The organism is Actinopolymorpha rutila (genome assembly GCF_013407855.1).
Classification (GTDB): Bacteria; Actinomycetota; Actinomycetes; order Propionibacteriales; family Actinopolymorphaceae; genus Actinopolymorpha; species Actinopolymorpha rutila.
In genome coordinates this window covers 3915750-3939461 of record NZ_JACBZH010000001.1, presented here as the reverse complement: position 1 = coordinate 3939461, position 23712 = coordinate 3915750, and the positions used below count along the sequence as shown (strand labels likewise).

Below are 23712 nucleotides of genomic sequence, written 5' to 3'. Positions count from 1 at the left end.
GCGATGACCGAGCAGAAGCCGGAGCACCTGCCGGACCTTGACCGGCCGGGGGCAACCGAGACCTACGTGCAGAATGCGAACGACCAGCCGGGCCCGCCCGGCCGCGACGATGCGCTCACGGAGGCGCGAGCGCGCGCGGCGGACTTCGAGGACCGGTGGCGGCGGGCTGTGGCCGATGCCGACAACCAGCGCAAGCGGTACGCCCGCGAACTGGACCGGCAGCGCGCCGAGGTCGTGGCGACCCAGGCCGCGCGGTGGCTGCCGGTCGTGGACAACCTCGACCGTGCGGTGGCGCATGCGCAGGCGGCGCGACCGGAGGGGGAGCAGGACTCGTTGCTGGAGGGTGTTCGGGCCGTTCTGGAACAGGCGGTGGGGGTGCTTGCCGGCCTCGGTTTCCCGCGTCAGGAGGGCGAGGTGGGCGCGGTGTTCGATCCGGCCCGGCACGAGGCGGTGGCCACCGTGCCCAGTGCCGAGGTGCCGGCCGGGACGGTGCTGGACGTGGTGAGCCCCGGCTACGGCGAGGGGGAGCGGCAGCTGCGGCCGGCGGGCGTGGTGGTGGCGACGAAGGCGGCGTGAGGGTGTGATGGCCGACCGCGACTTCTATCAGGTTCTCGGGGTACCCCGGACGGCCACCCGGGAGGAGATCCAGCGCGCCTACCGGCGGCTGGCGCGGGAGAACCATCCCGACGTCAACAAGGACCCAGGTGCCGAGGACCGGTTCAAGGACGTCTCGGAGGCCTACGACGTGCTGTCCGATCCGGATCTGCGCAAGCGGTACGACGTGTTCGGGGCGGACTTCCGTCGGGTGCCCGACGACGTCGACCCCGACACCTGGATGCAGGCCCAGGCACAGGCGCAGGCGCGGGCCAGGGCGGGTGGTCGTGCGCGGGCGGGTGCGGGTGCTCGCGGTGCCGGCGGGTTCGGCGGGTTCGAGGGGTTCGAGGGGTTCGAGGGGTTCGGTGGTGTCGAGGGGGAGGAGGTCGATCTGGAGGATCTGCTGAGCGGCATGTTCGGCGGGCGGGCAGGTCGCGCCGGACGTGGGCGGGCGGGCCGGGGCGGTCGTGGTTTCGGACCGATCCCGGGTGCGGACCAGGAGGCCGAACTCCCGCTGACGGTCGAGGAGGCTTACCGGGGCGGGCCGCGGTCGGTGACGTTGTCCGGGCCGGGCGGCACCCGGCGCTACGACGTGAACGTTCCGCCCGGTGTCACCGACGGGCAGCGGATCCGGCTGGCCGGGCAGGGCGGGCAGGGTAGCGACGGCGCGCCGCCCGGCGACCTCCATCTCGTCGTCCGGCTCCTTCCGCATCCCCGTTACCGCGTACGTGGTCGCGACATCCACCTGGACCTGCCGCTGGCTGCGTGGGAGGCGGCCCTCGGCGCGACCGTCGCGGTCGACACCCCGGGCGGTGAGGCGAAGGTCAAAGTCCCGCCGGGCACCTCCAGTGGTCGGTCGCTGCGGCTGCGCGGCCGGGGAATGCCGAACCCGAACGGCAACCCCGGCGACCTGTACGCCCAGGTCCGGATCATGGTGCCGCCGCACCCGAGTGAGGAGGAACGCCGGCTGTGGTCGGAACTGGCCCAGGCTTCCGGGTTCGACCCGCGGGCGGACTCCGGCACCGGCGCGCCCGGCACGTCCAGTCAGTCATCTGGTTCCGGGGCAGGGAGGCGCTGATGTCGTTCGCACTCGTCCGGATGCGGGTTCGCCGGGAGGAGCGCCCCGGCCGGCAGGTGCACCTTGGTCTGGAGGAGTTCGCCGCCCGGGTGGGGCTGCATCCGGACCACGTACGCCGGCTGGTGGTGCTCGGCCTGCTGGACGCGGACGCCGATCCGAGCGGCCGGCTGCACTTCGCGCCCGCCCAGGTCGCCCGCGCCGCGCGGATCGAACGTCTGCGGGCCGGGTTCTGTCTCAACTACGCCGGGATCGGTGTGGTGCTGGACCTGCTGGACCGGATCGCGCAACTGGAGGCGGCCGAACGCGCGGCCGGTATGCGCCTCCCGCGGCACTCGCCGCAGCCGTCTACCTCTGTTGACGCAGGTAGGCGCATCGTCACCAGATCCAGTGGGCGCGGACAGCCGTCTGCCGCCCGACGTTATGGAGGCCACTTGTGGACCCGAACCGGTTGACTCAGAAGAGCCAGGAGGCTTTGCAGGAGGCGCAGTCCGCCGCGTTGCGGTTCGGGCATACCGAGGTCGATGGTGAGCATCTGTTGCTGGCCCTGTTGGACCAGCCGGAGGGTCTGGTGCCGCGGTTGTTGGTGCAGGCGGGTGTGGATCCGGATCTGTTGCGTAAGCAGGTGGAGGATGAGCTGGAACGCCGGCCTCGGGTCGGCGGGCCGGGTGTGGAGCCGGGTCAGGTGTTTGTGACGCAGCGGCTGGCGCGGCTGCTCGACACCGCGGACCGGGAGGCGAAGCGGCTGAAGGATGAGTACGTGTCGGTGGAGCATCTGGTGGTGGCGTTGCTGGAGGAGGGGCCGGCCACGTCGGCGGGCCGGTTGCTGCACGATCTGGGCCTGTCCAGGGACCGGTTCCTGGCGGCGCTGACCCGGATCCGGGGGAACCAGCGGGTCACCTCCGCGCAGCCGGAGGCGGCGTATGAGGCGTTGGAGAAGTATGGCCGGGACCTGGTGGCCGATGCCGCGGCGGGCCGGTTGGATCCGGTGGTCGGGCGGGACGGTGAGATCCGGCGGGTGGTGCAGATCCTGTCGCGGAAGACGAAGAACAACCCGGTTCTGGTGGGTGATCCGGGGGTGGGGAAGACCGCGATCGTGGAGGGCCTGGCGCAGCGGATCGCCAACGGTGACGTGCCGGAGGGGCTGCGGGACAAGGTGGTGTTCGGGTTGGACATGGGTGCGCTGGTGGCGGGTGCGAAGTATCGCGGTGAGTTCGAGGAGCGGCTGAAGGCGGTGCTGAACGAGGTCCGCGCCGCGGCGGGGCGCATCTTGTTGTTCGTCGACGAGTTGCACACGGTGGTGGGTGCGGGTGCGGCTGAGGGTGCGATGGACGCGGGGAACATGCTCAAGCCGATGCTGGCCCGCGGTGAGCTGCACATGATCGGTGCGACGACGTTGGAGGAGTACCGCAAGAACGTGGAGAAGGACGCCGCTTTGGAACGCCGGTTCCAGCCGGTGATGGTGGACGAGCCGTCGGTGGAGGACGCGATCTCGATCCTGCGCGGGCTGCGGGAGCGTCTGGAGGTGTTCCACGGTGTGAGGATCCAGGACGCCGCGCTGGTCGCGGCGGTCGTGCTGAGTCACCGCTACATCTCTGACCGGTTCCTGCCCGACAAGGCGATCGATCTGGTGGATGAGGCGTGCGCGATGCTGCGGACGGAGATCGACTCGATGCCGGCCGAACTGGACGAGTTGACCCGGCGGGTGCGCCGGTTGGAGATCGAGGAGGCCGCGCTGGGCAAGGAGTCCGACGCCGCGAGCAAGGAGCGGTTGACGCAGCTGCGCAGGGAGCTGGCCGACCTGCACGCGCAGGCGGACGCGATGCGGGCGCAGTGGGAGGCCGAACGGCAGGCGTTGCGGCGGGTGCAGGAGCTGCGGCAGGAGATCGAGCAGGTACGCCGTGACGCCGAACAGGCCGAGCGTGACTATGACCTGAACCGTGCCGCGGAGCTTCGTCACGGCCGGCTGCCGGAGCTGGAACGCCGGTTGCATGCGGAGGAGGAGCAGCTGAGTGAGAGGCTCGGTGAGCGGCGGCTGCTGCGTGAGGTGGTCACCGAGGAGGAGATCGCCTCCATCGTGTCCCGGTGGACCGGTATCCCGGTGAGCCGCCTGCAGGAAGGTGAACGGGAGAAGTTGCTGACGCTGGATGAGGTGCTGCACGAGCGGGTGATCGGCCAGGACGAGGCGGTCCAGTTGGTCGCGGACGCGGTGATCCGGGCGCGGTCGGGTATCAAGGACCCGGCCCGTCCGATCGGGTCGTTCATCTTCCTCGGGCCCACCGGGGTCGGGAAGACCGAACTGGCCAAGACGCTCGCGCAGGCGTTGTTCGACACCGAGGACAACATGGTCCGCATCGACATGAGCGAGTACCAGGAACGCCACACGGTGAGCCGGCTGGTGGGTGCCCCGCCCGGGTACGTGGGCTATGAGGAGGGCGGGCAGCTGACCGAGGCGGTCCGCCGTAAGCCGTACTCGGTGGTGCTGTTCGATGAGATCGAGAAGGCCCACACCGACGTGTTCAACCTGCTGCTGCAGGTCCTCGACGACGGGCGCCTCACCGACGCCCAGGGCCGCACGGTCGACTTCCGTAACACGGTCATCATCATGACCTCCAACGTCGGGTCGGAGTACCTCCTGGAGGGCGCGACCACCGGCGGGGAGATCGGCCCGGACGCCCGGGCGCGGGTGATGGCCGACCTGCGGTCACGGTTCCGGCCGGAGTTCCTCAACCGGGTCGATGAGATCGTGTTGTTCAAGCCGCTCACCGAGGCCGAGATCGAACGCATCGTGGACCTGATGTTCGACGAACTACGGGCACGGCTGGCCGACCGGCGGATGAGGCTCGACGTCACCGAACAGGCACGCCGGCTGATCGCGCTGGAAGGCTTCGACCCCGTCTACGGCGCCCGGCCACTGCGCCGGTTCATCTCCCGAGAGGTCGAGACCCGGATCGGCCGCACCCTCCTCGCCGGCGACGTCCACGACGGCGCGCAGATCACCGTCGACGCCCACGACGGAGAGATCGTGGTGTCCTACCACAACCCCACGCCGGCCACGCGGCTCGAGGCCGCCTGAGGGTTCGATGGAGGAAGGAACGGGACTGATGACCACACAGACCGAGACGAACGTCGTCGAGTGCGCCAAGTGCGGTCGCCGCAATCGCGTTCCGGCGACCGGGGACGGCGAACCCCGGTGCGGCAACTGCCACGCACCGCTGCCGTGGATCGTCGACGCCGACGACGAAACGTTCGCCGAAGTGGTGGAGCGCTCGCGGCTGCCGGTCGTGGTCGACCTGTGGGCAACCTGGTGCGGCCCGTGCCGGATGGTCAGCCCGGCGCTGGAACAGGTCGCCCGCGACCTCGCCGGCCGAATCAAGCTGGTGAAGGTCGACGTGGACAAGGCACGCCAGGTGTCCGAACGCTTCCGCGTCCAGGCCGTCCCCACGCTGCTGGTGATGCGCTCGGGCCAGGTGGTGTCCACCCAGCTCGGCGCGGCCCCTGCCGCGCGCCTGCGTACCTGGGTGGAGGAGGCGCTGGGCCGAGGATCGGCCGGCGGTGAACAGACCTGACAGCCGGGCTGCGAGCCCGAACCGAGAACCCTACCGGAGAACGGAGGAACCGACATGCCTGTCGCGCTGGATCCACACCTGGAACAGATCCGTCCGGTCGAGCCCCGCACACCCGCCGGCTGCGAGGAGTGCCTGCGACTGGGCTCGCCGTGGGTACACCTGCGGCTGTGCCTGACCTGCGGCCACGTCGGCTGCTGCGACTCCTCACCGCTCAAGCACGCCCGCGCGCACGCGCACCACATCGGGCATCCGATCGTGGCGTCCTACGAGCCCGGCGAGGACTGGCGCTGGTGCTACTTCGATGAGCAGTTCGTCTGACCGCGAGACCGGTGTACCGCCAAGAACGGGCCCTGAACCACCACTGAGACGACACGGAGGGAGGACCACCGAATGAACGACCGAGCCCCGTCCACACCGCCGGAACCGTCCACGCAGGCGGAGACCCCGGACGCCTACGGCGCCTACCCGCGACTGGACGCCCCCCAGATCGACGCGCTCGCCGCCCGAGGCTCGCGACGCACCGCGGAGGCCGGGGACGTCCTCTTCCGCGAGGGTGACGAGCCGTACGACTTCTTTGTGGTCGTCTCCGGCAAGGTCGCCAATGTCGCCGACCACGGCACCCCGGAGGAGCGGGTCATCAGCGTGCACGGTGCCGGCCGGTTCCTCGGCGAACTCGGCGTCCTCACCGGGCAGCCGTCGTTCTTCACCGCAGTCGTGGTGGAGGCCGGTGAGGTGCTGGACGTGACGCCCGAGGCGTTGCGGGAAGTGGTGGCACACGACCCGGCGCTTGGCGACCTGATCCTGCGGGCGTTCCTGGTCCGGCGGTCCGTGTTAATCGAGGTTGGCGTCGGAGTCCGGATCGTCGGTTCCTGCTACTCCCAGGACACCCGTCGGCTGCGGGAGTTCGCAGCGCGCAACCGGCTGCCGCACCGCTTCGTCGACCTGGACAAGGACGCCGGAGTCGAGAAGTTGCTGCGCAGCCTGGACTTCCGTCCGGAGGACACACCGATCGTGATCCTGGGCGGGCACCATGTGCTGCGCAACCCCAGCAACGCCGAACTCGCCCAGCGGCTCGGCCTGCTCGTCCCCGAGCCGCCCACCACGCTGCACGACCTGGTGGTGGTGGGCGCCGGCCCGGCCGGCCTGGCGGCGTCGGTGTACGCGGCGTCAGAGGGCATGGCGGTGATCACCCTTGACTCGGTGGCAACCGGCGGGCAGGCCGGCACGTCGTCCCGAATCGAGAACTATCTCGGCTTCCCTTCGGGCATCTCCGGTGCCGAACTCGCCGAGCGTGCCGTCCTCCAGGCCGAGAAGTTCGGCGCCCGGATGCACATCCCTGCCACCGCGGCGGCTCTGAAGCAGGACGCGGGCCACTACGTCGTCGACGTGGAGGACGGCCGGCCGGTGCTGGGCCGCTCGGTCCTGATCGCCACCGGCGCAAGGTACCGCCGGCTCCCGGTGCCCCGGCTGGAGGAATTCGAACCGACCAGCATCTACTACGCCGCCACCCAGCAGGAGGCCTTGTGGTGCGGACGTGTCCCGGTGGCGGTGGTCGGCGGCGGCAACTCGGCCGGCCAGGCAACGCTGTTCCTGTCCAACACCGCGAGCCGCGTCACGCTCCTCGTCCGCGAGGACGACCTGGGAAAGAACATGTCACGCTACCTCGTCGACCAGATTCGCCGCCTGCCGCAGGTCGAGGTACGCACCCACACCGAGGTCCGCGAACTGGTCGGGGACGGCACCCTGGAGACCCTGGTCGTCGAGGACAACCACACCGGGAAACGCGAAGACGTTCCGGCGCGTGCGCTGTTCGTCTTCATCGGCTCGACTCCCTGCACATGGTGGCTGGGCGACGACGTGGCACGCGACGAGAACGGTTTCGTCCGGACCGGATCCGACATCGAGCGCGACGGAAGCTACCCGAGAACTTTCCTCGAGACCAGCCTTCCCGGAGTGTTCGCGGCCGGCGACGTACGTAGTGGGTCGATCAAACGCGTTGCCTCCGCGGTCGGGGAGGGCGCGATGGCGGTCCGGCTCAGCTACGCCCACCTGACGAGGGGCGAGGGGTACACCGTCGGCCGGCGTTGACGCCGTCGGCCCAGTGCGGGGTGGCGACTCAACGAGCTGGCGGCTGAGGGCATTCCGCTGTGCCGCCACCGCCACCGCCGTGGACGATCGACACCTACGACAGCCCAGCAGGAGTCTTGTAAGTGACGGGCCGACCAGTCTTAGGGCCTCGCGTACCCGGGGTGGAGAGTTTCTCGTGCGTCAGGCCGATGGCGAGTTCAGAGCGCGGCTGATCGAAGAGGTGGGAGAACACCGACGAGACGCCGGAGATGACTCCGTGTCCGCCGGCTGCGAGGACCTCCGGTAGTTCGCCGTCGCTGCTGGACCACAGTCGCTGTTGTGGGCTGAGCGCGACGGTGTACCCGGGAACCCCGGCGGCTTCGATCTCCGCTCGGTCGGCCACGGAAATCGTAGACGCACACCAGTTGGTCGCCGGCTGGCATGAGGACCAACGGGTTGCCGGCAGTTCCGGTGTCCTCGACCGGCCGGGCGCGGTGTTCCCAGGTGGTGCGCCTTCGTCGGCGGACCGATACCCGTCGATCCAGTACGCGTCCTCCCGGTTTGTGGGCCATGACAGCAGACTGCGGTGAGCACGCTGCCGTCACCGTCGGAAAGCGGTGAGGGCATGATCGGCACGCCTGCCGGTTCGTTGCGGAGGTAGCTGCGACGGGGGACACCGAGTTGGTCGAACGACGGCAGGTCGTGTGGCGCCGGCCACGACCTGGCGTGGCCGCGGCTGACGTAGAACCAGCTGCGAAGGTGAATACGGTTCCTTACGATTTGTCCTGGTGTCAGCGCCGACTCTTGGCAAAGTGGCACCCCGAGTTGTACGAGTCGTACGCTTGGCCGCATGGCTGCGGCAGCAGAGGTTCCTCCGGAGCTGGCGATCAGCGATGCGCGTGATCGTCTGGCGGACGTGGTGAACAAGGCGACCTACGCCGGCAGCGTTACCTATCTGACTCGGCGTGGCCGGCGTGTCGCGGCGATCGTGCCGTTGGCGAGGGCGGCGGCGGATGAAGCGAAGGTACGGGAGGCTGCTGTAGCGGCGGCCTGTCGTGAGCTTTGGTCGTCGGTGCAGGACGCGGACCAAGCCACGAAGGAGCGGGTCAGGCAGGTGATCGATCGATTGATCGAGACGGCCGAGGACGCCGCCGACGGGGCCTCCGTTGAGGCAGCAGAGGCGGAGCGGGAGGCCGGCGCGAGATCGGTTTCGTGGGAGTCGCTGCGCGACGAGCTCGACTCGTGAGCTACCAGATCCAAGTCGAGCCCGCTGCGGTGCGGGCGCTGCGGCGTCTACGCAAGGGCGACCAGTTGGTGTGGAAGCGTGTCGCCGTGGCGATCGACTAGCTGGCCGCCGAGCCGAGGCCCCACGGAGCGAAGGCGCTGCAGGGGAGGAGCGGACTGCTCAGAATCAGGGTTGGCGAGGTTCCGTACGCAGACGCTCTCCCGACACGGCGAAGAGGCTCCTCGTGGTGCGAGTTGTGGTGCGAAACGGCGACCAACGGTGTGGTCAGGGTGCCTGTGGGGGAGTGGGCTGGGGGCAAAGTCGCAGATAGATGGCCTGGTAGTCGTTGGCAAGGGTTCTCGTAATCCCTGGGTCGCGGGTTCGAGTACCGCCCGCCCTACCCCGGTTGACCTGCGAAGATCACATCTCGCAACCAGAGTGGCGTCCAGCAGAGTGGTGTACCGCAGGCGCCTTGTTGATGGGCGTGTCGTAGACGCGTAAGGGCGGTCATCGCGTGATCCTTCGAACTGAGTTCCCGCTCAAGCTCAAGGAGACCTACGCGATGACCGCCAAGCCCAGTATGACCCCTGACCGGTTCCTGCACGAACAGCTGGCTGCTGCGTCGCCGGACCTGCTGCGCGACCTGCTGTCGACGTTCATCGACGCCCTGATGGGTGCCGAAGTCGACGCGGTCTGCGGCGCCCCCTACGGTCAGCCCAGCCCGGACCGCACCAACTCCCGTAACGGCTACCGTCACCGCGACTTCGACACCCGTACCGGCACGATCGATGTCGCGATCCCCAAGCTCCGCTCCGGTTCGTACTTCCCGGACTGGCTGCTGGAACGGCGACGCCGGGCCGAACGGGCCCTGACGTCGGTGGTGGCCACCTGCTACCTGCTCGGGGTATCGACGCGGCGGATGGAGAAACTCGTCGAACAACTCGGCATCACCCGCCTGTCCAAGTCACAAGTGAGCGTGATGGCGGCGGAGCTGGACGAGCAGGTCGAGGCGTTCCGCACCCGCCCCCTCGATCAAGGTCCGTACACGTTCGTCGCGATGGACGCCCTGGTGCTGAAGGTCAGAGAGGGCGGCCGGGTCGTCGGGGTGCACGCACTCGTCGCGACCGGTGTCAACGCCGACGGACACCGAGAGATCCTCGGCATCGACGTCACCTCCGCCGAAGACGGCGCCGGCTGGCTGGGATTCCTGCGCGGCCTGGTCGCCCGCGGCCTGTCCGGCGTGGGCCTGGTGACCTCTGACGCCCACGCAGGTCTGGTCGCAGCGATCGGCGCCACACTCCCGGGCGCGGGCTGGCAACGGTGCCGCACCCACTACGCCGCCAACCTCATGGCCGTGACCCCGAAGGCGTCCTGGCCGTGGGTGCGGACGCTGCTGCACTCGGTCTATGACCAGCCCGACACCGCCGCGGTCCACGACCAGTTCAACCGCGTCCTGGACGCCCTGGCCGACAAGCTACCCAAGGTCGCCGACCACCTCGAGGCCGCCCGGACCGACGTGCTGGCGTTCACCGGCTTCCCCAAGCAGCTATGGCGACAGATCTGGTCCAACAACCCCCAAGAACGCCTCAACCGCGAGATCCGCCGCCGCACCGACGTCGTCGGGATCTTCCCCGACCGCAACTCCCTCATCCGCCTCGTCGGAGCCGTCCTCGCCGAACAACACGACGAATGGATCGAAGGCCGCCGCTACCTCGGCCTGGACCTCCTCGCCAAAGCCCGCGCCACCGAGACCGAGGAGGTGACCGACACCGACCTCAAGGCGCTCAGCGCCTAACCACCAAGAGGATCACGCGACACGACCGCTACACCACGCCAATGGACTTGACCGCAACCAGCGCCAGTGTCCGTTTTGCCCGTTCCATGGTGCGAGTTAGTCCCTTGGTCAGTGGGCATCAGGAACCTCATGCGTTTGCTGTGGCCACGCGAACGCGCAGCTGCGATCGGCGCCTGCACCGCAGGAGTCACTTCGTCACCATGAGGGATCCGGCCTTCAAACTGGCTGGTGGCCGAGGTCGACGGCGTCTGGTTTCTGGTGGACGGACACGCTGGATTCGCTGTCGCCGGTGAACTCGGCTCGGTCCCAACCGGCGTAATGCCCTGCGAGGTCAGCCCTGCCATCTTGGCCATGAGATCCGTCTCGGAAGCCTCCGGGGGCTGGGCACACCCAAGGACACCATCTACAGTGCACCATCACCGGGATCAAGCCCGCCTCGGCATGCGACGGCTTCGTGCACGAGTGGCGCGACGCCGGCGGAGTCCGAGCGCTACTTGGACCCGACGGTTCATCACAGGTAGGCGTCGCCGCGCGCCTGGAGGCGGGACGACGGCCTGTTGTGCGCCGGGACTAGGAGCAAGGACGATGAGCGAGGAAACGTTGTCGCTACGGCCGTTGGGTCGTACGGGGCTGTTCGTGAGCCCGATCTGCGCGGGCGGAGCACCACTGGGGAACCTTCCCGAAGCCTTCGGGGAGGTCTCCGAGGAGCAGGCCGCGGCAACCGTGCGGACCCTTCTGGAGTCACCTGTCAACTTCCTCGACACCGCTGCCGCGTATGGCGACAGCGAGGGTCGGATTGGTTCGGTTCTTCGGGAGCGCGGCGGCCTTCCGGCAGGGTTCGTCCTCGCCACCAAGGCCGGCCAGGACCCTGAGACGGGTCGGTTCGACGCCGACGTGGTGCGGCGTTCGGTCGAGAGGAGCCTGTCTCTTCTGGGTCTGGAGCGCTTGCAGATCGTCTACCTGCACAGCCCCGATGTGATGCCGTTCGCGACCGCGATGGAAGCCAAGGGCCCCGTGCAGGGGCTGATCGGCCTTCGCGACGAAGGGCTCGTCGGACATGTGGGTGTCGCGGGCAGCGGCGATGTTGATGCGATGATCCAGTACGTCAGGACTGGGATCTTCGACGTCGCCATCACGCACAACCGTTACACGCTCCTCGATCAGAGTGCGACTCCACTGCTCGACATGGCTGCTGACGAAGGCGTCGCAGTTCTCAACGCCGCTCCGTACCAGGCGGGGATTCTGGCCACCGGACCGGGCCCAGCTGCGCGGTGGCGCTACGGCGCCGCGCCGGCGGCAATCCAGGAGCGTGCACGTCGGCTGCAGAACGTCTGCCAACGCTTCGGGGTTCCACTGGCCGCGGCTGCACTGCAGTTCTCCCTCCGAGATCAGCGGATCGCAGCCACGATCGTGGGAATGGATCGAGCAGAGCTGGTCAACGAAACTGTGTGCCTGGCGCGCCTGCAGCTACCCGATGAGATCTGGCATGAGCTTGCCATGGCCTCGGTCGCGTAGGAGGCAGCAGCGGAACGGCTGTCAGGTCGCTCCACCAGGAAGCCTGCGAGTGAAGTACGCCGGCTCTCACTGGGAGACCTGCCGCCTCCTGATCGTCGAGCTGCTGGAACGGCGCGCAGGGCTCGTTCCTGCAGCTCGCGAGGCTCGGGGGACTGCTGCATGAGTGGGTGACATCCGAGCTGTGGCGCTGCGAGGTGCTGCTGGAAGGATGTCGCTGTGCCCAAGCCCTACCCCAACGAGCTCCGCAAGAACCTGGTCAACGCGGCGCCGTGAGCCGGGGCGGACGATCAAGCAGGTCGCTGCCGATTTCGGGATCGCGGAGTCGTGTCTGCGTAACTGGATGCGCCAGGTCGGCGTCGAGGTGCGGTGGGTATGACGCCAGGCGGCAACAGCACGTGGGTGTCGAGGCCGGCGACGCTCGGACAGTTCTGCAGCCGACTGGGTGCCCGTCGCGGTGACGTGCCACGTCCTCACGATCGTCCGTCAGCCCTACCACCGGTGGCTTGCTCGTGGTTGAAGGCGCTTCTCCCAATAAGGGAATGCAAAAGCAGTTTCTGGTTGACACTACGGCCGTCGATGATCCTGGGGATTCAGCCCCGGATTCGAAATATCTCACCTACGAGGGTCTATCCCAGCCTTCGGTACGTGTCGACGGGATTCTGGTGATTGGTCGTCACGCTGGCCGGGGATGAGTTCGGCGGGGGGTGCGGCCCGTGAACATCGATGCGCAGAACCAGCCTGCGGGCTCCACTCGCAAGGCGGGTGTCGATGTTCACTCCGCGTGCGGTGGCGGGGGTGATGGTCGCGTCCTGGTGACCAGCGCGGCCGGATTCATTGGTGCTCGGGCGAGCGAGCTGCTGTTGGAGTGGAAACCCACCACCGACTGGCGCGCGGGCGTGGCCGAGTTCGTCGCCTGGTACGACGCCGAACACCGGTGGATCGGCACGATCAGGGCAGCGCGATGACCACGCAGGAGTCCTCGTACGAGCCGGCGGTGACCCGAGAGCCCTCGTACGAGCCGGCGGCAACCCGCGAGCCCTCGTACGAGCCGGCGGCAACCCGCGAGCCCTCGTACGAGCCGGCGGCAACCCGGGAGTTTCCGCACAAGCCTGTAGCGCGACCGGGGCGCTATGAGCGGAGAGCCAAGCGGGCGCTCGATGTGGTGCTGTCGCTGACAGGCATCGTGGTTCTGCTGCCGGTCCTCATCGCGTCCGCGGTGGCGGTTCGACTCTCTGGCCCGGGCCCGGTGCTGCTCCGGCAACGGCGGGTCGGGGCGCGGGGTTCGGTGTTCCTCATGGCCAAGTTCCGGACCATGGTGGCCGACGCCGAAGCGGATGGTCGACCCGTCTGGTCTCGTCAGGACGACGACCGAGTGACGCCGGTAGGGAGGATCCTACGCTCGAGCCATCTGGACGAGCTTCCTCAACTGTGGAACGTGCTCGTCGGGGAGATGAGCCTCGTGGGTCCCCGACCGGAACGACCTGAGATCTCCGAGACTCTGGTCAGTCAGATACCGCACTGGCATCTCCGACATGGCGTCAGGCCCGGGATCACCGGCTGGGCACAGGTTCGTCAGGGGTACACATCGAACGTCGAGGAGTTTCGAGCGAAGCTCTCCTACGACCTCTACTACCTGCGGCACTGCAGCCTCCGGCTGGACCTGGTGATCCTGGCCGAGACACTTTCGTCGTCGTGGCGTCCGCGCCGGAGCGGCTGATGGGTGCATTTCCTACCACGGCTCGGGCAGCTGTCCCGTCGAGGTTCAACGACGGCGGCGCCACTGCCCAGGTCGCCCTCTTCAGCGGCGCTCGATTCGCCGGCGCGTCTCTGAGCGCCATCACCGCAGTCGTTCTGGCTCGCTCACTTCCCAAAGCCGAGTACGGCAACCTGGCGCTGCTCACCGGTATCGTCGGCCTGCTCGTGGTCCTGACCGACGCGGGCCTGACATCGTCGTTGGCGCGGTACCTCTCCGAACAGCGGGTGGACCGGCAGCTGTTCGTTCGGATCGTTGCCCTGCGCGGTGCGTTGACCGGGCTCGCGGTGCTGGGGATCCTTGCCTACAGCGCGGCCGGCGGCGCGCCCGGGTTCGGGTCGGCGACGGTCCTCGGCGCGGTCTTGTTGGTCGCCAACAGCATGGTGTCCCTGGCCCATGGGACCCTTCCGACACTTCGCCGAGTCGGGGTCGGTGCCTTCCTGACGGTGTTCCAGCCTGCCGTCGAGCTGTGCGGAGTCGTGGTTCTGGTCCGTACCGGGCCGAGTGCTCCAGCAGCACTGGTCGCGTTGACGGTAGCCGCCGGCGCCAGCGCGGTGACCGGCTTGGCCGTGCTGTTCGCCCATCCGGTGTCCTTCCGCGAGCGGGCCGGGACGTCGGACCTTGTCAGGTACGCCCTTCCCCTGTTCGGCGTGTGGGCCTGCGTCAGCGTGTTCGGAGTAGTCGACCAGGTGCTCATCACCCTTTTCCACGATGCGGCGACTGTCGCGCCGTACGCACTTGGCTGGAAGCTTGTCGTTTTTCTGCACCTGCCGGCGGTGGCCATGGCCGCGGTCGTGGCGCCTCGACTCGCCCAGGACATGAGACGGGCACCTGAGATCTTCGATCGGTGGATGCGGAGGACAGCCGTGACCTATGCAGGTGTCCTGTCCGTGGTCACCCCGCTGGCGCCGGACATCTTCGGACTCATCGGCAGGCAGTACCGGACCGACGCTCCTGTACTCCAGGCGCTGATGGGCTACGCCGCTCTGCTGAGCGTGGCGCCGCTGGTGTCCCTGTCGTGCAACTTCCTCGGCGGCGGCCGGGCGCGGCTGCCCGTAGCCCTGGCGGCAGTCGCCGTGAACATTTGTCTCGACCTTGCTCTGATCCCGACCTGGGGGTCGTACGGCGCGGCTGTCAGTTCGACGCTTGCCTACCTCGTCTATGTCCTCGGACACGTCCGCATCGCGGCGCGGTTGCTCGGCTCCGAACCGTGGTCTGCCTGGACACGACCGGCAGTTCGGATCGCTGCCGGTGCAGTGACCTCGGTGTGCGTGACTCGGTTCGTACTTGGCGGAGTGTCGTCGCTGGGCCTGGTCGGCGCCGGCATCGCTGGTGCGGTCGGCCTCGCCTCCTACGTGGCCGTCGTGAGGAAGGAAGTTTGGCATTGAACTCGGTGGTGCTCCACGTCGCCGACTACGCCGCGCCGTACCCGGGAGCGTTCATCGCCCAGTTGGGGATGCTGGACGAGGAACTTCGCCGTCGCGGAACCGGGCGATGTGCCTTCGCCTTTCCGCCCGCCGCTGAGGGTGCAACATGGTTCCGCCGACAGCAGGCCGACGGATCCTGGGTGGGAATCGTCCACGGCTCTGCGAACCGCTCGATGTTGCGGACGGCCCGGCAGTTGTACGAGATGGTCGAGGAGACCGGAGCCTCGATCATCCACACCCACTTCGGGAGTTACGACCTGCCGGCCGCTCTGGCCGTCGGCCGGATGCGCCGGCGGGATCGGTCGTGCTGCCTGCTGTGGCACTACCGGACGGCCCTCGAGGAGGACGTCGATCGGCGATCCCTGCGGCGGAGGGTCAAGGACGTCGTACGTTACCGCGTGCCGAGCCGCACCGTGGACAGCTGCTTCGCGGTCACTGACGCCTTGGCTCGCGAGGCCGCCCTTCGAGGCCTCGGAGCGAAGGCCTCGGCAATGATCGCGGGCTGCGACACGGAGGCGTTCAGCCCGAGGCCGTCAGTCCGGGACCGCGTGCGCGCCGAGCTGGGGCTGCAGCGCGACGACGTACTCGTTCTGCACCTGGGTTGGGCCTGGAGACGAAAGGGCGGCGATCTCCTGGTGGCCGCGGCGAGGATGCTCCAGGAGAAGGGGCTTACTCGGCTGGTCTATGTCAGCGTCGGCGCTCCAGCGGGGAATGAACCGGTGCGCTCACTGGCATTCACCGACAAGGTCTCCGACCTTCACCAGGCCGCCGACATCTTCGTCTCAGCCAGCCGTTCGGAAGGGTTCGGCAACGGCGTCGTGGAGGCCATGGCCAGCGGCACCGTCGTGGTGGCAACGCTCGCTGCCGGCCAGCGGGAGATCTTCGATGGAGTCGACGGCTGCGTGGCTGTCCCGATCGCGGATCCGGTCCGCCTGGCCGAGGGGATCGAGGACCTGCTCCGACGACGGTCGTCGTGGCCGGCCCTCGGCGCCGTGAACCGAGCCCACGTCGTCTCGCACTATGACATGCGGAGCTGGGCCCGCAGGATGGCCGACATGTACGAACAGTTGCTGCGCCCCGGGGCGGTGCGACGGTGACGTCCCAGGTCATGGTGCTCATCGACACTCTCGCGACAGGCGGAGCCGAACGCGTGGCAGTCGACCTCGCGTGTGGCGTCGACCGCCGCCGATTCGCACCCCACGTGGTCGTCACCCGGGAAACCGGTCCGCTGCAGCAACAACTCGATGCCGCCGACATTCCGGTGACGGTGCTGGGGCGACGGCGGCGGCTCTCGCTCGTTGCGTACCGACGCGCCCGGCGGGCGGCGCAGGGCTGCGACCTCATCCACGCTCACAAGTTCTCGAGCAACGTGTGGGGCGCTCTCCTGGCCCGGATGTCCCGCCGCCCACTCATCGTTCACGAGCACAACTGGAGCGGAACTCCCTCCAGACTGCGGTCGTTCCTCAACCGCCGCTGGATCGCACCCGTGACGTCCCACTTTGTCTGTGTGTCCGCGCCGGTCGCCCATCAGGTCGTCGGCGACGGCGTGCCGGCGCACAAGGTCCATGTCCTGCCGAACGCGATCCCTCCCGGCCGGCCCATGGCACGGAGGGCCGCACGGCAGGAGTTGGGGCTTCCCGCGACGGCGTTCGTGGTCGGCATCGTCGCGCGGCTGCGTCCGGAGAAGAACCACGAGCTCCTGCTACGAGCGGCAGCTCGGCTCGTAACGGCCCATCAGGCTGTGACGATATGTGCGGTAGGCGACGGTCCCCGACGCGCGTTCCTCGAGACCCTTGCCGAAGATCTCGGCATCGCCGATCACCTCGTCTGGGCGGGTGAACGACGCGATGCCGGACGGCTGGCAGCAGCGTTCGACATCTCCGTTCTCTGCAGCACCTGGGAGGGCCTCCCTCTGGTGGCGCTCGAAGCCATGGCAGCCGGCGTCCCGGTGATCGCCACCGCCGTCGGCGGGCTGCCGGAGCTGCTCGCCGACGGCGCCGGCGTGCTCGTCCCACCCGGCGACGCCGACTGCCTCGTGAGCGCCATCGCCACCCTTCGCGCGACGCCGGACTTGGCAGCTCGAATCGGTGCCGCCGGGCGGCGCCGTGTCCGTGATCAGCACGACCTCCCCTCGACCGTCGCCAGGTTGGACAGCATGTACGCCGAAGCGACCGAAGCCCAGGTGGTGATCCGATGACCGCCATCCGTTGCCAACCGCTGGCGTCGTTCCGTCCTGGCTACCCACTCGACGGCTACTACAACGACCTGAGCCGTTTCGCCCGAAGCAATCACCGCCGCCTGTCCGTGGCCACAAACCCCGTGACGGTGGCTCAGATCGGTCTCGGGGCGTGGCAGCTGGCTGCCAATGAGCCCGAATGGCTCCATGTCGTAGGGCGCGCTACCCGTTGGCTCATCGGACGGATGACCCCCGCGGGCCTCCTGCCCTACGAGTTGCCCATGGGTCACACCTATCGGCTGGATCCGCCGTGGTTCTCGGCGATGGCCCAGGGTGAGGCGGCCAGCCTCCTGCTGCGCGGGGCGACAGCCCTCCGTACGAGCGAACTGCGTGACGCTGCCATCAAAGCGATCACCTGCCTCACCGAGTCCGGAACCGATCTAGTGGCCGCCACCCCCGACGGGCCGGTTCTGCAGGAGTACCCGACCGCTCCGCCGGTCCACGTACTCAACGGCTGGATCTTCGCCCTGTGGGGGCTCTACGACGTGGCGGCGGCGGGTTCGGGTCAGGTCGCGGCGCGAGCCAGGAGCGCGTTCGACGAAGGTGTCACCGCCCTTGCCCGTCGGCTGTGGATGTACGGACTGGAGGGTGGCTGGTCACGCTACGACCTGCGTCCCGACGGGCCGGTCAACGTGGCAAGCCCCTTCTACCACCACCTCCACATCCAACAGATGTTGGCACTCAGCCGCCTCGTGGACGATCCGGTCTTCGCCTCCACCGCCGTCGCGTGGCAGCGGGCCTGGCGAAGTCCAAGGACCGTCGCCATCGCCGCCGGGCGAAAACTCCGGTTCCGCCACCATCACCATCGAGGAGTCCTGGGCTGATGCGCATCGCCTACCTGGGAGCCCACGGCTCGATTCACACCCGGCGGTGGGTGTCGTTCTTCGCCGAACGAGGTCACGACGTCCACCTGCTGACCTGCGGAATGTCAGGCCACCCCACGGACGGCTACAGGCTTCACGATCTGGGCGTTCCCTGGCCGGGAAAGCTCGGCTACCTGGGACGGATCTCCGCGACCCGCCGGATCCTTCGCGGTCTGCGGCCCGATCTCGTCCACGCCCATTACGCGACCAGCTACGGGGCCCTCGCTGTGGGCGCCGGCGTTCGACCGCTCATCGTCACCGCGCATGGCGACGACGTTCTCGATGCACCTCGCCACCCTGCCAAGCGACCGGTGGTGCGCTGGGTGCTCCGCCGTGCCGACCTTGTCACGGTCCCCGCCGACCACATGCGGGATGCGGTCGACAAGGTACGGGGAGGGGTGCGGGCACCGGTTCTGGTTTTCCAGTACGGCGTGGAGGCAGAACGGCTGGCCAGGCTGTGCGACGGCCGCCGGACGACTGGCAGGACCCGGCCGACCCGGCCGCTGCGCATCGTCAGCGCCCGCCCGCTCATGCGGCTCTACCGTGTCGACCTGCTCCTCGCCGCGCTGTCGATCCTGAAGCGACGGGACATCGCCTTCGAGTGCGAGATCATCGGCGACGGTCCCGACCGCCGTCGGCTGAGCCGGATCTGCGATCGAGCCGGGCTCACCGGACTCGTGCGCTTCCTGGGAACACTGCCGCCGGCGAAGGTCGAGGAACACTTCGCTCGAGCCGACCTCGCGGTCAGCCTCTCCAGTCGAGACGGCGCATCACTGGCGGTGCTGGAAGCCATGGCCCTCGGTGCGATCCCCGTCCTCAGCGATATCCCTGCCAACCGCCCGTGGGCCGGCCCGATGGGAGCTGTCCTGGTGGGAACCAAAGCCGCCGATGTCGCCGACGGCATCATTCGCGGTGCCGCGCTCGACCGGGAGACAGCAGCCGGCCACAACAGACGCATCGTGCTCGCGCGAGCCGACCTGGCGACCAACCTCGGCCGGTTCGAAGGTGTCATGGAGGCGCTCAGGCTCGGGAACCGAATCACAGAGGGGGAGGGCTGATGTGTGGGATCGCCGGCATCGTGGACCGACGCACGCCGAGGGACCCGGATGCGTTGTCCCAGATGCTCGCCGCCCAGCGCCACCGGGGCCCGGACGGTTCGGGGACCTTCGAGGACCGCGATGTGGGGCTGGGGCACTGCCGACTGGCTGTGCTCGACACCAGCCCAATGGGTCGGCAGCCGATGTCGGATCCCTCGGGCCGCTACGTCTGTACCTACAACGGTGCGATCTACAACTTCGTGGAGTTGCGCCGGGTCCTCGAGCGGGACGGTGTGAGGTTCCGCTCGACCGGCGACACCGAGGTGCTGCTTGCGGCGTACGCGGCGTGGGGAGCGGACTGCCTTGAGCGCCTGAACGGCATGTTCGCGTTCGCCATCTACGACCGGTGGTCCCGCGAGCTGTTCTGTGCCCGCGACCGGCTGGGCGTCAAGCCGTTCGTCTACGTCTCCAACGACCAGCGATTCGCGTTTGCCTCCGAACACAAGGCGCTGATCGCGGCAGGTCTGGCGGCACGACGTGTGTCACCCAGCGGCATCTACGAATTCATCGGCCAAGGGTACGTGTCGGCAGGCGGCAGCCTCTTCGAGGAAATCCGGTCTCTCCCGCCCGGTCACACCCTGCACATCGACGCGGACCGCCGGGAGACGGTTCGAGAGTGGTGGCGGCCAAGCTGCGAGCCGATCGCCGGACGCACCGGCGCCGAGGACGCCGAAGTCGTACGGGAGTTGTTGGCCGACGCCACCCGCCTGCGGTTACGCAGCGACGTGCCGGTAGGTACCCACCTGTCCGGCGGGCTCGACTCCAGTGCGGTGACAGCGGCCGCTGCGCGCGGCGGAGCTGTGGAGCTGGCCACCTTCACCGGAGCGTTCGCCGAGCCTCGGTGGGCCGACGAACGAAAATGGTCGCGGTTGGTCGCCGATGGCGCCGGCTGTCGCCGGGTGGAGATCGACCTCGACGTCGATGCGTTGGCAGAAGTGTTCCGCCGGGTCGTCTGGCACCTTGACGAGCCGGTCGTCGGACCCGGGGTGCTGCCACAGCAACTCGTCTACGACGCCACTGCACGCGCCGGCATCAAGGTGGTCCTCGCGGGCCATGGCGGCGACGAGCTGTTCGGCGGTTACCTCCGTCACCGCGGACTGCACTTTCGGCAACTGCTGCGCCACCATGATCTCCGGCAACGGTCGGCGGCTGCTGTCGAGCTCTGCCGGCTGGCCGCTGAGGCGGGAGGGCGTCTCACGCGGCCACAGACGGTACGCGACGCCGATCTTGACCCAGGCTTCCTGAGGTCGGTTGCACCCGAGGTGCGGGAGCGTGCCCGCCGGGGGCCTGGCGGGTTCACGTCAGCTGCCCAGCTGATGCGCTGGGACCTGCAGCATTACCTGCCAGGGCTCCTGCACGCGGAGGACCGTATCAGCATGGCGTCTTCGGTCGAGTCGCGTACACCGCTGCTCGATCACCGACTCGTCGACTTCGCCACCCGGCTGCCCGATGGGCACCACTTCCAGCGGGGAACGAGTAAGCCTGTACTGCGCCATGCCGTCGCACCCTGGCTCCCGCGAGCTGTCGCGCACCGCCGCGACAAGCGGGGATTTCCGACACCACTGGAGCGGTGGCAGCGGCAAGCTCGGATGCGGGACCTGGTCCTGGACCTCGTACGCCCGGCGGCCGGGCGTCGTCAGAACTCCGTGATGACGGTCTTCACCGGCGAGTACCTGGCGCGTCCGGAGGCAATGACCGCGCGCCAGTTGTGGACCGTGTTGCTCCTTCATGCCTGGTTGGGACATCTCGACTGCGGGTAAAGGCAACCGTGCCGCGGCCGCACTCATGAGGGGGTTGGGTCACGTGGCGAACGCGAGTCGTCGTCCGACGGTGTTGTTCCTCACCCAGTTCTTCCCCCCGGAGACCTTCGCGGGTGCCAACCGCGCGCATGCGCTGGCCGGTGCCCTCGCCGAGACACATGCGTTGACCGTCGTTGCCCTGTATCCGGGCTACCCCAACCAGAACTGCTTCGAGGCCGAGGCGGTGGCCGGCTTCGACTCCATGGTCCCGTTCTCGATCCGGCGCCGCTTCCGCTTCTCGCCACACCGGCACCGTTCCGCACTTGGCCGGGCAGCCCGGGAGCAGTGGGTGGCCTTCGTACTCGCCCTACGCGGCCTCGGAGTGCGGGCCGACGTCGTCGTCACATCGTCGCCGACCATGTTTCTGGGGCCGGTCGGGCTGGTTGCCGCCCGGATGAAACGGGCGGCGTTCGTGTGGGACGTCCGAGACATCACCTGGGCGATGACCGGCGAGATGACCGGCGGCAACCGGTTCCTGCGCCTGCTCGCCTCGGCACTTTGCTCCGCGATGTGGGCGACCGCCCGCCGCTGCGACCTGTTGGTCGCCGCCACGCCGGGTATCGCCCGGATGGCCCTGGAGGCGGGAGTCGCCGCTGACCGCATCGTCACTGTCGAGAACGGGATCACCGAACCGCTACGGGTCGCGCTCGCGGGCAGCCGGTCGCGTTCCCAGCGGGCGCGACCCGTTGTCTCCTACGTCGGTCTTCTCGGGAAGGCCCAGGAGCTCTCCACGCTTGTCGAAGCGGCGCAACGACTTCCCGATGTGGACTTCGTCATCGCGGGTGACGGTCCCCAGCGGTCCAGACTGCAACAGCAGGTGCGCCGGTCGGGATGTGACAACGTTCGCCTGGTGGGGTATGTGCGCCCTGCCCAGTTGCCCGGCCTGTTCGGTGACAGCGACCTGCTGTTCGCCCAGGTGGCCGACTCGTCGACTCTCAACCGAACGGCCCGACCGTCCAAGTTGCTCGAGTACATGGCCGCGGGGAGGCCGATCGTGTACGCCGGCGGCGGCGACGCGGCGACGCTCGTCACCGAGGTTGGCTGTGGCGTGTGTACTGCTCCCGGTGATCCCGAAGGAATCGCCGCCACCATCCGGCAACTCCTGGACGATGACCAGAGGCGCGGTGAACTCGGCCGCCGTGGTGCGACCTACGTCGACGGCCTGCCCTCCCGCGACGAACGCATGCGCGGGCTGGCCCGAATCGTGCAGCAGCGGTTCTCCACCAGCGGACGACCGCGATGAGTTCGTTCGACATCGGTGTGGCGGTGACGATCCTGCGGTTCATCTCGTGAACCGCCTGCCGCGTGAGGGCCGGGCTGACCAGGTGCTCCTGGTCGGCCTGAGTCTGTTCACCCTCATGTCGTTCTTCCCGGCCGTGCCGAACTCCGTGAACGGCAAGCTGAAGGTCGTCGGGTGCATCGTCGCAGTTGCCTGGTTGGCCGTCGTCTGGCGATCCGACCACCCACGGGTCCTCTGGCGGGAGCACAGGCTCGTCGCGGTGGCGACTGTCGGGCTGGTGATGTGGTCGCTGTCGTCCACCTTGTGGGCAACCGATCGGGGGAGCGCGCTCGCGTCCGCCGGGCGGGTGGCCATGGGGGCCGCTCTCCTCGTCGTGGTCTTCACCGGCGGCCGAGATCGCCGCGCAGTCCTGACGCTGACCCTGGCCTTCGTCGCCGGTGGGGCACTCACTGTCGCCTTCGGCCTGATCTTCAAGCCCGGTCCTCCCGTCGTGGGCGCTGTGTTCGACCCCACCCGCCTTTCCGGCGGCGTGGGGGATCCGAACGACCTGGCCGCCGCCCTGGTGCCCGCCATCGCGCTCGGCCTGTTCGGCCTGTCCTACGTACGCAACCGACAAGGCCGGGTCGCCCTCGCGGCCATCCTGGTCGCGCTCCTGACGGGAATGTTGCTCACGCAGTCGAGAGGTGGTCTGGCGGCAACCGCGGTGATGCTCGGCGCGGGGCTGGTACTCGGCGGCCGCCTGCGAGGTCGCATCGCTGCGCTGTGCGGAGTGTTGGTGCTGATCGGGGTCTTCTACTACGCCTTCCTCGCCCCAACGGAGTCAGTGGATCGGCTGGTCAGCGTTGTCCACAGCGACGCTTCCGGTCGTCGGTCGGATGCGTCGAATCGATTTCCACTGTGGGCGCACGCCGCGCGGCTGATCGCACAACAACCGATCGCCGGTGTCGGAGCGGGGAACTACCGGGCGGCGGTTGAGCAGCGATTCGGCAGGGATCCTGCAACGGACGCAGTACATCAGAGGATCGTGCACAACAGCTACCTCGAGATCCAGGCCGAACTGGGGATCGTTGGGATGTTGCTGTTCCTGACCGTGGTCGGCGGTGCGGTCGCCACGGCGTTTCGGTCGGCCCAGGGCGCTGCAACGGATGGCGATCGGGACGGCGAACTGCTGGCTCGCGGCATTCTGATCGGACTGATCGGGCTGCTGGCCGCCCAGTTGTTCCTCTCCGGTGAGTACCAAGTGCAGTTCTGGTGGCTGATGGGGCTCAGCCTTGCACTCGCCGGCACCGGCGTGCGTGCTACCTCCGGGTCAGGGGACCGGCTGCCCGCCGGTGGACGACCCGGTCTGCCCTGCGACGCGAGCTAGTACGGACAACCAGGAGGCCCGTCGTGGCCAGCCGCCTTGGCCCTAGTCGAACGGCAGGCAGCGACGCTTCATCAAGGAAGTGCGACGGTCG

General features: G+C 68.6%; 20 protein-coding genes. All 20 read left to right on the top strand.

Annotation, left to right across the window (positions count from 1 at the left end):
• Window positions 1-3: 3 nt before the first annotated feature.
• Window positions 4-576 carry a nucleotide exchange factor GrpE gene (locus tag F4554_RS17605; RefSeq protein ID WP_179788581.1) on the top strand — a complete coding sequence of 191 codons (573 nt, stop codon included), beginning with the start codon at window positions 4-6 and terminating at the stop codon, window positions 574-576.
• 7 nt (window positions 577-583) lie between these two features.
• Window positions 584-1672: a DnaJ C-terminal domain-containing protein gene (locus F4554_RS17600; protein ID WP_179788580.1), complete on the top strand. Its 1089-nt coding sequence runs from the start codon at window positions 584-586 to the stop codon at window positions 1670-1672.
• Entirely contained in the window at window positions 1672-2124 is a 453-nt protein-coding gene (locus F4554_RS17595; protein ID WP_179788579.1) for a chaperone modulator CbpM, read from the top strand. Before F4554_RS17600 ends, F4554_RS17595 begins: the two co-directional genes overlap by 1 nt.
• Window positions 2121-4745 (top strand): ATP-dependent chaperone ClpB, encoded by a 2625-nt coding sequence (clpB, locus tag F4554_RS17590; protein WP_202889331.1) that lies wholly within the window; start codon window positions 2121-2123, stop codon window positions 4743-4745. Before F4554_RS17595 ends, clpB begins: the two co-directional genes overlap by 4 nt.
• Before the next feature lie 28 nt (window positions 4746-4773).
• Window positions 4774-5238, top strand: a complete 465-nt coding sequence (gene trxA / locus F4554_RS17585; RefSeq protein ID WP_179788577.1) for a thioredoxin — start codon at window positions 4774-4776, stop codon at window positions 5236-5238.
• A 54-nt stretch (window positions 5239-5292) separates the two neighbouring features.
• Entirely contained in the window at window positions 5293-5556 is a 264-nt protein-coding gene (locus F4554_RS17580) for a UBP-type zinc finger domain-containing protein (RefSeq protein ID WP_179788576.1), read from the top strand.
• Window positions 5557-5628: 72 nt separating this feature from the next.
• On the top strand, window positions 5629-7326 hold the full coding sequence (locus F4554_RS17575) for an FAD-dependent oxidoreductase (RefSeq protein WP_179788575.1): 1698 nt from the start codon (window positions 5629-5631) through the stop codon (window positions 7324-7326).
• An 829-nt stretch (window positions 7327-8155) separates the two neighbouring features.
• A complete protein-coding gene (locus F4554_RS17570) occupies window positions 8156-8551 on the top strand; it encodes a type II toxin-antitoxin system prevent-host-death family antitoxin (RefSeq protein ID WP_179788574.1) in 396 nt (131 codons plus the stop codon).
• Window positions 8552-9092: 541 nt separating this feature from the next.
• Window positions 9093-10325 (top strand): IS256 family transposase, encoded by a 1233-nt coding sequence (locus F4554_RS17565; RefSeq protein ID WP_179791220.1) that lies wholly within the window; start codon window positions 9093-9095, stop codon window positions 10323-10325.
• A gap of 585 nt (window positions 10326-10910) precedes the next feature.
• Window positions 10911-11840, top strand: a complete 930-nt coding sequence (locus F4554_RS17560; RefSeq protein ID WP_179788573.1) for an aldo/keto reductase — start codon at window positions 10911-10913, stop codon at window positions 11838-11840.
• 713 nt (window positions 11841-12553) lie between these two features.
• A complete protein-coding gene (locus tag F4554_RS17555) occupies window positions 12554-12805 on the top strand; it encodes a hypothetical protein (protein ID WP_179788572.1) in 252 nt (83 codons plus the stop codon).
• On the top strand, window positions 12802-13557 hold the full coding sequence (locus F4554_RS17550) for a sugar transferase (protein WP_179788571.1): 756 nt from the start codon (window positions 12802-12804) through the stop codon (window positions 13555-13557). Before F4554_RS17555 ends, F4554_RS17550 begins: the two co-directional genes overlap by 4 nt.
• On the top strand, window positions 13557-14981 hold the full coding sequence (locus F4554_RS17545) for an oligosaccharide flippase family protein (RefSeq protein ID WP_179788570.1): 1425 nt from the start codon (window positions 13557-13559) through the stop codon (window positions 14979-14981). Before F4554_RS17550 ends, F4554_RS17545 begins: the two co-directional genes overlap by 1 nt.
• A complete protein-coding gene (locus tag F4554_RS17540) occupies window positions 14972-16117 on the top strand; it encodes a glycosyltransferase family 4 protein (protein WP_179788569.1) in 1146 nt (381 codons plus the stop codon). Before F4554_RS17545 ends, F4554_RS17540 begins: the two co-directional genes overlap by 10 nt.
• Window positions 16118-16128: 11 nt before the next feature.
• Window positions 16129-17217 (top strand): glycosyltransferase, encoded by a 1089-nt coding sequence (locus tag F4554_RS17535; protein WP_238342087.1) that lies wholly within the window; start codon window positions 16129-16131, stop codon window positions 17215-17217.
• 224 nt (window positions 17218-17441) lie between these two features.
• A complete protein-coding gene (locus tag F4554_RS17530; protein WP_179788567.1) occupies window positions 17442-18080 on the top strand; it encodes a D-glucuronyl C5-epimerase family protein in 639 nt (212 codons plus the stop codon).
• Window positions 18080-19177, top strand: a complete 1098-nt coding sequence (locus F4554_RS17525) for a glycosyltransferase (RefSeq protein ID WP_179788566.1) — start codon at window positions 18080-18082, stop codon at window positions 19175-19177. The genes F4554_RS17530 and F4554_RS17525 overlap by 1 nt, the downstream gene beginning before the upstream one ends.
• Window positions 19177-20976: an asparagine synthase (glutamine-hydrolyzing) gene (gene asnB / locus F4554_RS17520; RefSeq protein WP_179788565.1), complete on the top strand. Its 1800-nt coding sequence runs from the start codon at window positions 19177-19179 to the stop codon at window positions 20974-20976. Before F4554_RS17525 ends, asnB begins: the two co-directional genes overlap by 1 nt.
• A gap of 43 nt (window positions 20977-21019) precedes the next feature.
• Window positions 21020-22258, top strand: a complete 1239-nt coding sequence (locus F4554_RS17515) for a glycosyltransferase (RefSeq protein ID WP_179788564.1) — start codon at window positions 21020-21022, stop codon at window positions 22256-22258.
• Window positions 22140-23621, top strand: a complete 1482-nt coding sequence (locus F4554_RS32255; RefSeq protein ID WP_179788563.1) for an O-antigen ligase family protein — start codon at window positions 22140-22142, stop codon at window positions 23619-23621. The genes F4554_RS17515 and F4554_RS32255 overlap by 119 nt, the downstream gene beginning before the upstream one ends.
• Window positions 23622-23712: the final 91 nt, after the last annotated feature.

Bases quoted from the DNA above. Each gene is read 5' to 3' on its own strand.
- F4554_RS17605 (WP_179788581.1), top strand. From the start codon at position 4: ATGACCGAGCAGAAGCCGGAGCACCTGCCGGACCTTGACCGGCCGGGG.
- F4554_RS17600 (WP_179788580.1), top strand. From the start codon at position 584: ATGGCCGACCGCGACTTCTATCAGGTTCTCGGGGTACCCCGGACGGCC.
- F4554_RS17595 (WP_179788579.1), top strand. From the start codon at position 1,672: ATGTCGTTCGCACTCGTCCGGATGCGGGTTCGCCGGGAGGAGCGCCCC.
- trxA (WP_179788577.1), top strand. From the start codon at position 4,774: ATGACCACACAGACCGAGACGAACGTCGTCGAGTGCGCCAAGTGCGGT.
- F4554_RS17580 (WP_179788576.1), top strand. From the start codon at position 5,293: ATGCCTGTCGCGCTGGATCCACACCTGGAACAGATCCGTCCGGTCGAG.
- F4554_RS17575 (WP_179788575.1), top strand. From the start codon at position 5,629: ATGAACGACCGAGCCCCGTCCACACCGCCGGAACCGTCCACGCAGGCG.
- F4554_RS17570 (WP_179788574.1), top strand. From the start codon at position 8,156: ATGGCTGCGGCAGCAGAGGTTCCTCCGGAGCTGGCGATCAGCGATGCG.
- F4554_RS17565 (WP_179791220.1), top strand. From the start codon at position 9,093: ATGACCGCCAAGCCCAGTATGACCCCTGACCGGTTCCTGCACGAACAG.
- F4554_RS17560 (WP_179788573.1), top strand. From the start codon at position 10,911: ATGAGCGAGGAAACGTTGTCGCTACGGCCGTTGGGTCGTACGGGGCTG.
- F4554_RS17550 (WP_179788571.1), top strand. From the start codon at position 12,802: ATGACCACGCAGGAGTCCTCGTACGAGCCGGCGGTGACCCGAGAGCCC.
- F4554_RS17545 (WP_179788570.1), top strand. From the start codon at position 13,557: ATGGGTGCATTTCCTACCACGGCTCGGGCAGCTGTCCCGTCGAGGTTC.
- F4554_RS17535 (WP_238342087.1), top strand. From the start codon at position 16,129: ATGGTGCTCATCGACACTCTCGCGACAGGCGGAGCCGAACGCGTGGCA.
- F4554_RS17530 (WP_179788567.1), top strand. From the start codon at position 17,442: ATGACCCCCGCGGGCCTCCTGCCCTACGAGTTGCCCATGGGTCACACC.
- F4554_RS17525 (WP_179788566.1), top strand. From the start codon at position 18,080: ATGCGCATCGCCTACCTGGGAGCCCACGGCTCGATTCACACCCGGCGG.
- asnB (WP_179788565.1), top strand. From the start codon at position 19,177: ATGTGTGGGATCGCCGGCATCGTGGACCGACGCACGCCGAGGGACCCG.